This is a genomic window from Pseudomonas guariconensis, from assembly GCF_015680235.1.
GTDB lineage: Bacteria > Pseudomonadota > Gammaproteobacteria > Pseudomonadales > Pseudomonadaceae > Aquipseudomonas > Aquipseudomonas guariconensis_A.
Genome location: NZ_JADLJL010000013.1, coordinates 86,656 through 100,000, shown reverse-complemented (window position 1 = coordinate 100,000; position 13,345 = coordinate 86,656). Strand labels below are relative to the sequence as shown.

General features: G+C 64.9%; 8 protein-coding genes. 7 read left to right on the top strand and 1 reads right to left on the bottom strand.

Annotated elements, in window-relative coordinates; translation table 11 throughout:
* Positions 1–161: 161 nt before the first annotated feature.
* A complete protein-coding gene (gene putA, locus IRZ56_RS11815; RefSeq protein ID WP_196145100.1) occupies positions 162–4,112 on the bottom strand; it encodes a trifunctional transcriptional regulator/proline dehydrogenase/L-glutamate gamma-semialdehyde dehydrogenase in 3,951 nt (1,316 codons plus the stop codon).
* A gap of 356 nt (positions 4,113–4,468) precedes the next feature.
* On the opposite strand from putA, the gene putP reads away from it, so the two are divergent.
* The 7 genes from putP to IRZ56_RS11780 all read left to right on the top strand — a co-directional run bounded on the left by putP (position 4,469) and on the right by IRZ56_RS11780 (position 13,345).
* Positions 4,469–5,947, top strand: a complete 1,479-nt coding sequence (putP, locus tag IRZ56_RS11810) for a sodium/proline symporter PutP (RefSeq protein ID WP_196145099.1) — start codon at positions 4,469–4,471, stop codon at positions 5,945–5,947.
* 175 nt (positions 5,948–6,122) lie between these two features.
* On the top strand, positions 6,123–6,959 hold the full coding sequence (locus tag IRZ56_RS11805; RefSeq protein ID WP_196145098.1) for a 23S rRNA (adenine(2030)-N(6))-methyltransferase RlmJ: 837 nt from the start codon (positions 6,123–6,125) through the stop codon (positions 6,957–6,959).
* A gap of 220 nt (positions 6,960–7,179) precedes the next feature.
* Positions 7,180–8,937, top strand: a complete 1,758-nt coding sequence (locus IRZ56_RS11800; protein WP_196145097.1) for a carbamoyltransferase — start codon at positions 7,180–7,182, stop codon at positions 8,935–8,937.
* Positions 8,921–10,051, top strand: coding sequence for a glycosyltransferase (locus IRZ56_RS11795; protein WP_196145096.1), 1,131 nt, complete (start codon positions 8,921–8,923; stop codon positions 10,049–10,051). The genes IRZ56_RS11800 and IRZ56_RS11795 overlap by 17 nt, the downstream gene beginning before the upstream one ends.
* Positions 10,051–10,947 (top strand): antimicrobial resistance protein Mig-14, encoded by an 897-nt coding sequence (locus tag IRZ56_RS11790; RefSeq protein ID WP_196145095.1) that lies wholly within the window; start codon positions 10,051–10,053, stop codon positions 10,945–10,947. The genes IRZ56_RS11795 and IRZ56_RS11790 overlap by 1 nt, the downstream gene beginning before the upstream one ends.
* Complete coding sequence (locus IRZ56_RS11785; protein ID WP_196145094.1) at positions 10,944–12,359, top strand: PIG-L deacetylase family protein; 1,416 nt, start codon at positions 10,944–10,946, stop codon at positions 12,357–12,359. The genes IRZ56_RS11790 and IRZ56_RS11785 overlap by 4 nt, the downstream gene beginning before the upstream one ends.
* Positions 12,360–12,388: 29 nt before the next feature.
* The gene (locus tag IRZ56_RS11780) at positions 12,389–13,345 is read left to right on the top strand and encodes a glycosyltransferase family protein (protein WP_196145093.1); all 957 of its coding nucleotides are present in this window, start codon (positions 12,389–12,391) and stop codon (positions 13,343–13,345) included.

The following is a 13,345-nucleotide window of genomic DNA, read 5'->3' as shown; positions in this document are numbered from 1 at the left end:
GGCCGCTCCTATAGGAAACCCGCCATTGGCAAGGTCACATGATCCTGTAGGAGCGGCCTTGTGCCGCGATGGGCTGCATAGCAGCCCCAATGAAATGCCGCAAATAGCTTAACTGACCTGCAGTAAGCCGAAGCTCTCCTTTTTCTTCGACAACCCCAGCGTCAGCCGATGGTCATCAGGCTGGCGTTACCGCCCGCCGCAGCAGTATTCACGCTCACCGCCCGTTCGATCACCAGGCGCTCCAGGGCGATCTGGTGATCGCCGCTGGACAGCCCATGCACACCGACGATGGCACCGGCGCGCTTGGCCACCTGCTCGCAGACGCTGCGCAGCTGGTCGGAGTCGCCGTGGTGGATGACCGCGTCGAAGGCCACTTCGTCCTTCTGCCAGTCGGCCACCAGCTTGACCTTCGCTTGCAGCTCCTTGGGCAGGCGGGTGCGCAGGCTCTTGGCCGGCTCGCCGTCAGCCCATACTGCCGAGCTGCCCACGGCCAGCACGGCGGCGAACTGGGCCAGCAGGTCAGCTTCATTGTCGGCCAGGCACAGCACATGCTCACGCGGCAATACGGTGTAGGTGTTGCGCTCGCCGGTCGGGCCTGGCAGTACGCGGGTGATGCCGCTCTGCGACTGTTCGGCGAACTGCTCGCACAGCGCGGCCAGCTCAGGCTGGTTGCTGCCAGCCCAGGCTTTGAGGGTGTGCAGCGGCTTGATCAACTGGTCGCGCAGGGCGCTGTCGGCCTTGCTTTCACCATCGGCACGCTGGAAGTGGCGGGCGATGGCATCGGCTGGGCGGGTCGACAGCAGGCGGTACAGGTACAGCGGGCCACCGGCTTTCGGGCCGGTGCCGGACAGGCCTTCACCACCGAACGGCTGCACACCGACCACTGCACCGACGATGTTGCGGTTGACGTACATGTTGCCGGCATTGACGTTGTCCACCACCTTGGCGATGGTCTCGTCGATGCGGGTATGCACGCCCAGGGTCAGGCCGTAGCCGGAGGCATTGATCTGCTCGATCAACTGGTCGAGGTCCTTGCGGTTGTAGCGCACCACGTGCAGTACCGGGCCGAAGATCTCGCGCTTGAGCTCGTCGAAGCTCTCCAGTTCGATCAGGGTCGGCATGACGAAGGTGCCGCGCTTGCATTCCTCGGCATTGGCGATGGCCACCTGGTACACGGTACGACCTTTCTCGCGCATGCCCTGGATGTGCTTCTCGATACCAGCCTTGGCTTCGGCGTCGATCACCGGGCCGATGTCCACGGACAGGCGCTCTGGGTTGCCCAGGCGGCTTTCGGCCATGGCGCCTTTGAGCATCTCGATCACGCGGTCGGCGGAGTCCTCCTGCAGGCACAGCACGCGCAGGGCCGAGCAACGCTGGCCGGCGCTGTCGAACGCCGAGGACACCACGTCGATCACCACTTGCTCGGTCAGCGCCGAGGAGTCGACGATCATGGCGTTCTGGCCGCCGGTCTCGGCGATCAGCGGGATCGGGCGGCCCTGGGCATCCAGGCGACCGGCGATATTGCGCTGTAGCAGGCGCGCCACTTCGGTGGAACCGGTGAACATCACGCCCTTGACGCGTTCATCGCCCACCAGGCCGGCGCCGACGGTCTCGCCGCGGCCCGGCAGCAGTTGCAGCACGCCTTCAGGGATACCGGCTTCGAGCAGCAGGCGCACGGCCTGGGCGGCGACCAGCGGGGTCTGTTCGGCCGGCTTGGCCAGTACCGGGTTGCCGGCGGCCAGGGCGGCGGCAACCTGGCCGGTGAAGATCGCCAGCGGGAAGTTCCACGGGCTGATGCACACCACCGGGCCCAGCGGTCGGTGGGCGTCGTTGCTGAAGTCATTGCGTGCCTGGACGGCGTAGTAGCGCAGGAAGTCCACGGCTTCGCGCACTTCGGCGATGGCGTTGGCGAAGGTCTTGCCGGCTTCGCGCACCAGCAAGCCCATCAGTGGCTGGATCTCGGCTTCCATCAGGTCGGCAGTGCGCTCGAGGATCGCGGCGCGCTCGGCTGGCGGGGTGGCCTGCCAGATCGGTGCGGCGTTCAGGGCGCACTGGATGGCGTTGTCGACATCGGCGACGGTCGCTTCCTGCACATGGCCCACCACATCGCGGTGGTCCGACGGGTTGAGTACCGGTGCGGCCGGCTGCTCGCTGGCGGCGCAGGCCAGCAACGGTGCGGCCTTCCAGTCATTGTGGGCAGTGGCAAGCAGGGCGCAGGACAGCGATGCCAGGCGATGCTCGTTGGCCATGTCGATGCCGGCCGAGTTTGCCCGCTCGTTGCCGTAAAGGTCGCGTGGCAGCGGGATGCGCGGGTGCGGCAGGCCGATCTGGCCTTCTTGGGTGGCCATGCGCTCGATGCTGGCGACCGGGTCGGCGACCAGTTCCTGGATGGAGATCGAGTGGTCGGCGATGCGGTTGACGAACGAGGTGTTGGCGCCGTTTTCCAGCAGGCGGCGCACCAGGTAGGCCAGCAGGGTTTCATGGGTGCCGACCGGTGCATAGACGCGGCATGGGCGGTTCAGCTTGCCTTCGGAAACCTTGCCCACCACCTGCTCGTACAGCGGCTCGCCCATGCCATGCAGGCACTGGAACTCGTACTGGCCCGGGTAGTAGTTCTGGCCGGCGATGTGGTAGATGGCCGACAGGGTGTGGGCGTTGTGGGTGGCGAACTGTGGATAGATGGCTTCGGGTACCGACAGCAACTTGCGTGCACAGGCGATGTAGGAAACGTCGGTGTACACCTTGCGGGTGTAGACCGGGTAGCCTTCCAGGCCTTCGACCTGGGCGCGCTTGATCTCGCTGTCCCAGTAGGCGCCTTTCACCAGGCGAATCATCAGGCGGTGGCGGCTGCGCTTGGCCAAGTCGATGACATAGTCGATCACGTACGGGCAGCGCTTCTGGTAGGCCTGGATGACGAAGCCGATGCCGTTCCAGCCGGCCAGCGATGGCTCGAAGCACAGGCGCTCGAGCAGGTCCAGGGACAGCTCCAGGCGGTCGGCTTCCTCGGCGTCGATGTTCAGGCCGATGTCGTACTGCTTGGCCAGCAGCGTCAGCGACAGCAGGCGCGGGTACAGCTCTTCCATCACGCGTTCGTACTGGGCGCGGCTGTAGCGCGGGTGCAGGGCCGACAGCTTGATGGAGATGCCTGGGCCTTCATAGATGCCACGGCCGTGGGAAGCCTTGCCGATCGAGTGGATCGCCTGCTCGTAGGACGCCAGGTACTTCTGGGCGTCATGCTCGGTCAGGGCAGCCTCGCCGAGCATGTCGTAGGAATAGCGGAAGCCCTTGGACTCGAAGCGGCTGGCGTTGGCCAGGGCTTCGGCGATGGTCTCGCCGGTGACGAATTGCTCGCCCATCAGGCGCATGGCCATGTCGACGCCCTTGCGGATCATCGGCTCGCCGCTCTTGCCGATGATGCGGGTGAGCGAGGAGGTCAGGCCGGATTCGTTGTGGGTGGAGACCAGCTTGCCGGTCAGCAGCAGGCCCCAGGTGGCGGCATTGACGAACAGCGACGGGCTATTGCCCAGGTGCGGCTGCCAGTTACCGGTGCTGATCTTGTCGCGGATCAGCGCGTCACGGGTGCCCTTGTCGGGGATGCGCAGCAGGGCTTCGGCCAGGCACATCAGGGCCACGCCTTCCTGGGACGACAGGGAGAATTCCTGCAGCAGGCCCTGGACGATACCGGCACGGCCGCCGGTGCTCTTCTGGTTGCGCAATTTTTCGGCGATGCCGGCGGCCAGCTTATTAGTCGCGTCTGCCTGCTCGACCGACAGGCGAGCCTGTTCGAGCAGCATCGGCACCACTTCCGGCTCTGGGCGGCGGTAGGCGGCTGTGATCGCAGCGCGCAGCACCGATTGCGGCAGGATGCTCTCGGCGAACTCCAGGAAGCACTGGTGGCTGTGGTCGGGCTGGATCTCGCCGGCGTCATCGGCAGGGTTGCCGGCCTGGCCGCTGAGTTCGTGCAGGGTGGCGCCACCCTCGAGCTTCTCCAGGTAATTGAAGATCGCTTGCTTGATCAACCAGTGCGGCGTGCGGTCTATGGACTGCGCAGCTGCTTTGAGTCGCTCACGGGTCGGGTCGTCGAGTTTGACCCCAAGGGTGGTCGTCGCCATTTTTTATCCTCGTTATTGCCACGGGCGTGGCCTAAGCTGGACGCAAGATTAGCTGTAGGATAATTCGGGTGCAACCGGGTGCAACCCGTTTTTTCCGTGGAAAAGGTGCAACTCGTCAGGCGGATTTTCTTACACCGCGAAAAAGCCTGTTCTTGGTGCGTTTTCTTATGAAAAAGGCTGTCTATGCTCCAAAAAGGCGCAAAAAGCAGGATTTTTCCGAAAATGCACGAATGGGTGCAACTTGCCATCGAAAAATGGTTGCACCCTGTTCGCGTTGTTGCATAGGATTCGCCGCCTAGGTGCAACCGTCGTGCGGGCGGTCGCTTGAACATAAAAACAAACGCCAGGGCACAACCATGGGCAATCCATTGACGATCACGTTCGTGATCTATATCGCAGTAATGGTGCTGATCGGCTTCGCCGCCTATCGCTCCACCAAGAACCTCTCCGACTACATTCTCGGCGGCCGTAGCCTCGGCAGCGTGGTCACCGCGCTTTCCGCCGGTGCCTCCGACATGAGCGGCTGGTTGTTGATGGGCCTGCCTGGGGCCATCTATTTCGCGGGCCTGTCCGAAGCCTGGATCGCCATCGGCTTGACCGTCGGTGCCTACCTCAACTGGCTGTTCGTCGCCGGTCGCCTGCGCGTGCAGACCGAGCATAACGGTGATGCGCTGACCCTGCCGGACTACTTCTCCAGCCGTTTCGAAGACCAGTCGGGCCTGCTGCGGATCATCTCGGCCATCGTCATCCTGGTGTTCTTCACCATCTACTGCGCCTCCGGCATCGTCGCCGGCGCCCGCCTGTTCGAAAGCACCTTCGGCATGTCGTACGAGACCGCCCTGTGGGCCGGCGCCGCAGCGACCATCGCCTACACCTTCATCGGTGGCTTCCTGGCGGTGAGCTGGACCGATACCGTGCAGGCCTCGCTGATGATCTTCGCGCTGATCCTGACCCCGATCATCGTGCTGATTTCCACCGGCGGCTTCGATGCGACGTTCCAGGCCATCGAGCTGCAAGACCCGACGAACTTCGACATGTTCAAGGGCGCAACCTTCATCGGCATCATCTCGCTGATGGGTTGGGGCCTGGGCTACTTCGGCCAGCCGCACATCCTGGCGCGCTTCATGGCCGCCGACTCGGTGAAATCCATCGCCAAGGCCCGCCGCATCTCCATGACCTGGATGATCCTGTGCCTGGCTGGTACCTGTGCTGTGGGCTTCTTCGGCATCGCCTACTTCTCGGCGCACCCCGAGGTAGCGGGCCCTGTCACCGAGAACCACGAGCGTGTGTTCATCGAGCTGGCCAAGATCCTGTTCAACCCCTGGATCGCCGGTGTGCTGCTGTCGGCCATCCTGGCCGCGGTGATGAGCACCCTGAGCTGCCAGTTGCTGGTGTGCTCCAGCGCCCTGACCGAAGACTTCTACAAGGCCTTCCTGCGCAAGGGTGCTTCCCAGCGTGAGCTGGTCTGGGTCGGCCGCCTGATGGTCCTGGCCGTGGCCCTGATCGCCATCGCCATGGCCGCCAACCCGGAAAACCGCGTGCTGGGCCTGGTGGCCTACGCTTGGGCCGGCTTCGGCGCCGCCTTCGGTCCGGTGGTGCTGATCTCGGTACTGTGGAAGGGCATGACCCGCAACGGCGCTCTGGCTGGCATCGTGGTCGGTGCCCTGACCGTGATCCTATGGAAGAACTATGTTGGCCTGGGCCTGTACGAGATCATCCCGGGCTTCCTGTTCGCCAGCATCGCCATCGTCGTGGTGAGCAAGCTGGGTCGTCCATCGACCAGCATGGTCTCGCGCTTCGAGAAGGCCGACGCGGCGTATCACGCTGACAAGTAAGCCTGTGATGGGAGTCGGCTTCATCGCCGGCAAGCCGGCTCCCACAGTGAACCCGGTCCGAAAGGTTCCAGGGTTCCTGTGGGAGCCGGCTTGCCGACGATGAGGTCAACTCCGACAGCCAGGCCTGACGCCACCTGCATGACAAGGTAAACTTGCCACCCCCGCAGGAGTCGCCATGAACTATCGTCACGCCTTCCACGCCGGCAACCACGCCGACGTTCTCAAGCACATCGTGCTGACCCGCCTCATCGCCCTGATGTCGCGCAAAGAACAGCCGTTCGCCTATATCGACACCCACGCCGGCCTTGGCCTGTATGACCTGCAGGGTGACCAGGCGACCCGTACCGGTGAATACCTCGAAGGTGTTGCCCGCCTGTGGAATCGCGATGACCTGCCGGCCGTCACCGCCGATTACCTGCGCATCATCAAGCGCATGAACCCCGATGGCGAGCTGCGCTACTACCCAGGTTCCCCGGAGCTGGCGCGGCGTCTGATGCGCCAGCAGGACCGCGCGCTGCTCAACGAGAAGCATCCCGAGGACGGCCCGCTGCTCAAGGACAACATGAAGAAGGACCCGCGGGTGGTCGTGCACCTGGGCGAGGGCTGGCATGTGCCCCGAGCCTTGCTGCCGGTGCAGGAAAAGCGCGCCGTGATGTTGATCGACCCGCCCTTCGAGCAGGCCGATGAGCTCAAGCGCTGCACCGTGGCGATGAAGGAAGCGATCGGCCGCATGCGCCAAACCGTCGCGGCGATCTGGTACCCGATCAAGGACCAGCGTTCCCTGACCCGTTTCTACCAGGACCTGACCAGCACCGGCGCGCCCAAGCTGCTGCGGGTCGAGCTGTACGTGCATCACCAAGACAGCCCGCAGGGGCTGAACGGCTCGGGCCTGGCCATCGCCAACCCACCGTGGGGCCTGGAGGACGAGCTCAAGGAGCTGCTGCCCTGGCTGGCCAAGGAGCTGGCGCAGACCGCCGGCAGCTTCCGCATGGATTGGCTGATCGCCGAATAATCTTGATTGCCTGTGCTGGCCTCATCGCCGGCAAGCCGGCTCCCACAGATACACCATCGCCCTTGAGGCCTGCGCTGTACCTGTGGGAGCCGGCTTGCCGGCGATGAGGCCGGTACAGGTTGCCGCGTTGCGCATATGTTTGCGTTATAATCCCGCCCTTTAGCCGCCGTCCGCCCATGAGGCCGTCGGCGCATCTCTACCGAATGAAGAGGCTAGACCCTTGGCATTGACGATTCTTGGCCTGTCCGGCGCCCTTAGCCATGACCCTTCCGCGGCCCTGTACATCGACGGCAAGCTGATTGCCGCCGCCGAAGAAGAGCGCTTCGTGCGTGACAAGCATGCGAAGAACCGCATGCCCTACGAGTCGGCGAAGTTCTGCCTGGAGCAGGCCGGCATCAAGCCGTCCGACGTCGACGTCGTGGCCATCCCGTTCGCCCCCATCAGCCTGTTCGGCAAGGCACGCTGGCATTATGCCAAGCGCTACTGGTACGCCCCGGACCGCGCCCTCGATGCGATCCTGATGGGCAACCGTCGCTACAAGCGCTACCGCAAGAAGATCGTCTGGTGCCTGGAGCAGCTGGGCTTCGACCCGAAGAAGATCAAGATCGAACCGGTCGAACACCACCTGGCCCACGCCTCGAGCGCCTACCACTGCTCGGGCTTCAAGGAAAAGACCGCGATCCTCGGCATCGACGGCAAGGGTGAGTACGCCACCACCTTCTTCGGCTACGGCGAGAACGGCAAGATCCACAAGATCAAGGAGTTCTACGACCCGGACTCCCTGGGCGGCCTGTATGGCGCGATCACCGAGTTCCTCGGTTTCGAAATGCTCGACGGCGAGTTCAAGGTCATGGGCATGGCCCCGTACGGCGATGCCAGCAAGTACGACTTCTCCCGTCTGGCCAGCTTCGAGAACGGCGAACTGGTGATCAACACCGAATACGCCAACGTCATTGGCCTGCGTCGCTATAAAGAGAAGGGCAAGGGCTTCTACTTCTCGCCCAAGCTGATCGAATGGCTGGGCCCCAAGCGCGAAGGCGACATCGCCGACGAGCCGTACATCCACTACGCGGCGAGCATGCAGGCGCTGTTCGAGAAGCTCGCCCTGCAGATGATCGACCACTACCTGGGCGACACCCTCAAACAGACCGGCAAGCTGGCCTTCGCTGGCGGCTGCGCGCTGAACGTCAAGCTCAACCAGAAGATCATCGCCCGCCCGGACGTCAAGGAGCTGTTCGTGCAGCCGGCGTCCGGCGACGCCGGTACCGCGGTCGGCGCCGCAGCCTATGTGTCTCACGCCCGTGGCGTGCCGGTCGAGAAGATGGAACATGTCTATCTCGGCCCTGCGTACTCCAACGAAGACGTGATCGCCGCCTGCGCCCGCCACCCGAACGCGCCCAAGTGGCGCAAGCTCGACGACATGCCGCAGCGCATCGCCAAGATCATGGTCGATGGCAACCCGGTGGCCTGGTTCCAGGGCCGCATGGAGTTCGGCCCACGCGCCTTGGGCGGTCGCTCCATCATTGGCTGCCCGAGCGTGCCGGGCGTGGCCGACCGGATCAACGAGCAGATCAAGTTCCGCGAGCGCTGGAGACCCTTCTGCCCGTCGATGCTCGACACCGTCGCGCCGCAGATGATCAAGGTCGACCACCCGGCGCCGTTCATGACCTTCACCTTCGAGGTGGCCGAGGAGTGGAAGACCCGCGTGCCTGAAGTGGTCCATGAGGACGGTACCTCGCGTGCCCAGGTCCTCAAGCGCGAGTACAACCCACGCTACTACGACATGATGAAGGCCCTCGAGGACCTGACCGGCAACGGCGTATCGCTGAACACCTCGCTCAACCGTCGTGGCGAACCCATGATCTGCTCGCCGACCGATGCCCTGAACATGTTCTTCGGCTCGGACCTGCAGTACCTGATCATGGAAGACATCCTGGTGGTCAAGGATGGCGCAGCGCCTTATGACCAACCGCTCTGAACGGCGCGTCCTGCAGTTCTGCCATGGCTATGACGGGCCGTTCCTGGACTGCGCCCGTCAATACGCCAGCCTGTTCCAGGGGCGTGGCTACCAGGTCACCACGGTCTTCTTGACCGGCAAGGCCGACCCCCAGGTCGCGGCCGGCTGCGCCTCGGACGAGGTGTTGTTCCTGGAGTTCAGCTCCAAGGCCGTGCGCGGCCTGAAGCTCGGGGCCATTGCGGCCCTGCGCAAGATCGCCGCCGCGCGCAACTTCAGTTTTTGTATCGCCCACCGCTTCAAGCCGATCTACGTGGCGCTGTTGGGCACCGGCTTGCCGGTGATCGGCGTGCACCATGCGTTCGGCGACTACCAGCGCAGGGGCCGGCGCCTGTTCGCCAACCTGTATCGCAAGCGCCTGAGCCTGCTGGGCGTCTCGGACGCGGTGCGCGACGACATGCGCCGCTGCCTGGCCAACTGGCCGGCCGAACGTATCCAGACCTTGTACAACCGGATCGACGTACAGGCCCTGCAGGCGAGCCTTGTGCCCCGTGCAGAAGCGCGCCGGGCCCTGGGGCTCGACCCGCAGGCCTGGATCGTCGGCAACGTCGGGCGCCTGCACCCGGACAAGGACCAAGCCACCTTGCTGCGCGGTTTCGCCGAGGCGCTGCCGAGCCTGCCCGCCGGTGCGCGCCTGGCGATCCTGGGCAAGGGCCGTCTGGAAGAAGCGCTCAAGGCCCAGGCCATGACGCTGGGCATTGCCGGGCAGGTCGATTTTCTCGGCCAGGTACCCGATGCCCGTCGGTATTTCCAGGCGTTCGATGTGTTCGCCCTGAGTTCGGATCACGAGCCGTTCGGCATGGTCCTGCTGGAGGCCATGGTCGCGGGCGTACCCTTGCTGGCCACGGCCTGCGGCGGTGCCCAGGAAGTGGTCGAGGGCGTGGGCGTGTTGTTCCCGTTGGGGGATGCCGGCCAGCTGGCTCAGGGGCTCAAGCACATGGCAGGGCTCGATGCGTCGCAGCGCCAGGCATGCGCCGAACATATGCTGCAACGGCTGCACCAGCGCTTTTCCGACCAAGCCGTGCGCGACGCCTTCTGGGCGCTGCCGCAGGTGCGTGCATTGATGGCGGAGGCGTGATGCTCAATCGTATCCGGGCCTTTCGCGAACGCGGTTGGGCGCCTGTCGACGCGGCCACCTACGCCGCTGCCTGGCAGCGTTTCGGCGGCAGCGTCGCGACCCATCCGCTGGTGATCGAGCAACTGGCCGATCTTGCCCAGATCCCGGTGCGCTACCTGGGCTGGCACCACGATGGCGAGCTCAAGGCTGCGATTCCCACCTGGGGCCGGCACCTGGCGCTGTCCAAGGACGTGCTCAAGCGTCACGGCAAGAAAGGCCTGTTCGACCTCGGCAACGCCGAGATCATCCTGCCGGCTGCCGGTGATGCCGGGGCGCCGCTACGCCATGCCGCGCGTTACCTGTCGGAGCTGAACCAAGGCAGGTTCACGGGCCTCAAGGCGCAGCCCGAGCAACTGGCCATGGCGCGCGCCCACGAAGACCTGTCCAAGAAGTTTCGCTACAACCAGCGCCGCGAGTTGCGCCTGCTGGAAGAGGCGGGCGGCGTGGTGCGGCCGATCAGTGATTTCTCCGCCGCTGAAATCGCCGCGATGTACTGCGACCTGTTCCAGCGTCGCTGGGGGTTCCCGGCCACCGGCGCAGCGCGCATGGCCGAGGTGCTGGAGCGCCTGCGCGAGCTGTTGATCGGCTCGGTGCTGCTGCTCGACGGCGCCCCTATCGCCATCCAGCTGGTGTACCGGGTCGAGGCGCCGGAGTGGGTCAGCGTCGAGTACGTCAACGGCGGCGTGGACCCCGAGACCAAGGCCTTCAGCCCTGGCAGCGTGTTGAGTTTCCTCAACACCCAGGCCGCCTGGGAAGACGCTCGAGCGCGCAACAAGCCGTTGCGGTTCTCCTTCGGTCGCGCCGATCGCGAGTACAAGGACCGTTGGTGCAACCCTGTGCCGGTGTTCCAGTCATGAGCCGCAAGCAGCAGCTGCTCAAGCGCCATCGACGCAACAAGCGCCTGGGCCTGTTGGCAGGCCTGGTCGCGCTGGTCGCCCTAGGGGTATTCGGCTGGTGGTGGCTGCCGCTGCTGCTGTTGCCGCTGCTGTGGGTGGCGCATGAGGCCTGGTTCGCCGACCACCTGTTCTATTCGCCCGCCGAAGACTACGCCTACCGTTTCGGCGACCAGGCTCGCCAGGTTGCCGCCAGCCTTCGCGATGGTGTGCTGCAGGCCGAGGTGGCCTTGGCCGGGGATGAAACGCTGATTCTCGAAGTGCGGGTGAAAAGCAGCTGGCTAGGCCGCTGGCTCGACCCGCGCGTAGAACTGCTCGGCGAAGCGCAGCAGGACAGCCAGGCCTTCGAGCGTGGCGTGGATGGCGTGCGCTTTCTCAACCTCACCGGCTTCGCTGCGCCGCTGATGGCCGGGGCGTTGCGCCTGCGTGGCCGGCATTGCCGATTGATCGGTGCGCCGCGCCTGTGGATAACTCCGTCGGTCGAGCTGAGCCAGCGCCGGGTCATGGTCATCGCCCCCCATGCCGACGACGCCGAGCTGGCTGCCTATGGCCTGTACAGCCAGGCTGACGAAGCCTGGGTGGTCACCTTGACCGCAGGCGAGATCGAAGCCGAGCACTATCAACAGATGGGCCTGCCCAAGGCCGAGGCGGCGCGGCTCAAGGGCCGACTGCGCGCCTGGGACAGCATTGCCGTGCCGCGTTGGGCTGGAGTGCCCGAGGCACGCTGCGTCCAGCTGGGCTATTTCTGCCTGCAATTGCCTGCGATGCAGGCGGCGCCGGAACAGCCGGTGGGGTCGCGCGAGGCGGACTTGGCCGATACCCGCCCGTTCCGCCGTTTCAATGCCTTTACGTTGCCGGGCGACGCCGACGGCGCACCCACCTGGCACAACCTGCTGGCTGACCTGCGCGCCCTGCTGGAGCAGGCCCGGCCGCACGTGCTGGTGATGCCGCACCCGCAACTCGACCCGCACCCGGACCACATCTGTGCCCAGGCCGCGGTGCACGAAGCCTTGCAGGGCCTGGACTGGCAGCCCGAAACACAGCTGTACTACGCCAACCATCTGCACGACAACGACCGCTGGCCCATGGGCGACAGCGGCGATGGCGTGGCCTTGCCGCCGCAGTTGAGCGCCGAGCAGGCCTGGGCGCCCTACAGCCGGGTCCTGGACCTTGCCACCCAGCGCGACAAGGCCATGGCGTTGGGCATGATGCATGACCTGCAGCCGCCCGCGCCGTTCAAACGCCGCCTGCGGCGGGTGCTGCAATGCTGGCTGGCCGGGCGCAAACCATCGGCCTACGGCGAAAACGAATTCTTCCGCAAGGCGGTTCGCCGCCACGAACTGTTCTGGCATTGCCCGCGCGAGCGTGACGAATGATTGATGGCGCACAGAGCCCAAGGAAAGCAATGAAAGTCCTATTTCTGGTGCAGAAGGAGCAGCGGGCGATCCTGGACCGCCTGTACGACGGCGTCGCCGCCCACTGCGACTGCGACCTGCGCTGGCTGACCAGCGAGGACCAGCGCAACCTGCGTCGCTACTTCAAGCGTGAAGTCGATGTCACCCGCTACGACCGGATCGTGTTCTTCCTGCGCTTCAAGCAGGAGATCCGCCAGGTCGGTTTCATCCGCACGGTGCCCAACCTGGTGATCCTCGAGCACGATGCCTACCAGAACTACATTCCGTGCAAGTACACCGGCAAGTTCAGTGCGCACTACCGTCACCTGCCGTGGGCGCGGGTGATCAGTTCCGGCTACATGGTCAGCGAGCGCCTGCGCCAGGAAGGTTTCGACGCGGTGTTCGTGCCCAAGGGCTATGACGAACAACTGCTCACCGACCAGGCGCGCGAACGCGATATCGAGCTGGCCTTCGTCGGCAGCACCGGCAGCGTGGCCTACAGCGGCCGCAAGGCGTTGCTCGATGAGCTCGGCCAGGTGGAAAACCTGGTGGTCACCCGCACCAAGTCGGGCGAGGACTACTGCAATACGCTCAACCGCATCCGTTTCTTCGTCAGTGCCGACGTTGGCATGGGCGAGTACATGATCAAGAACTTCGAGGCCATGGCCTGTGGCTGCGTGCTGCTGGCCTATGATCAGGGCGAGGCGGAAAACCGTGCCCTGGGCCTTGAAGACATGCACAACGTGGTGCTGTACGACAGCGTCCCGACGCTACAGGAAAAACTGCGCACGCTACGGCAGGACGCGGCGTTGGCCGCGCGCATCGCTGCCAACGGTCGGGAGCTGGCGGTTTCGCGCTTCAGCTTCGCCCAGGTGGGCCGTAGCATTGTCGAACACATGGAACCTCCGCTGCGACCGCAGCCACCTCTGAGCGCCTGGCAGCGACTGCGCCTGAGGCTGGGGTTCTGA

Excerpts from the sequence above, each read along its gene's own strand:
- putA (WP_196145100.1), bottom strand. The coding sequence starts at position 4,112 with ATGGCGACGACCACCCTTGGGGTCAAACTCGACGACCCGACCCGTGAG.
- putP (WP_196145099.1), top strand. The coding sequence starts at position 4,469 with ATGGGCAATCCATTGACGATCACGTTCGTGATCTATATCGCAGTAATG.
- IRZ56_RS11805 (WP_196145098.1), top strand. The coding sequence starts at position 6,123 with ATGAACTATCGTCACGCCTTCCACGCCGGCAACCACGCCGACGTTCTC.
- IRZ56_RS11795 (WP_196145096.1), top strand. The coding sequence starts at position 8,921 with ATGACCAACCGCTCTGAACGGCGCGTCCTGCAGTTCTGCCATGGCTAT.
- IRZ56_RS11790 (WP_196145095.1), top strand. The coding sequence starts at position 10,051 with ATGCTCAATCGTATCCGGGCCTTTCGCGAACGCGGTTGGGCGCCTGTC.
- IRZ56_RS11785 (WP_196145094.1), top strand. The coding sequence starts at position 10,944 with ATGAGCCGCAAGCAGCAGCTGCTCAAGCGCCATCGACGCAACAAGCGC.
- IRZ56_RS11780 (WP_196145093.1), top strand. The coding sequence starts at position 12,389 with ATGAAAGTCCTATTTCTGGTGCAGAAGGAGCAGCGGGCGATCCTGGAC.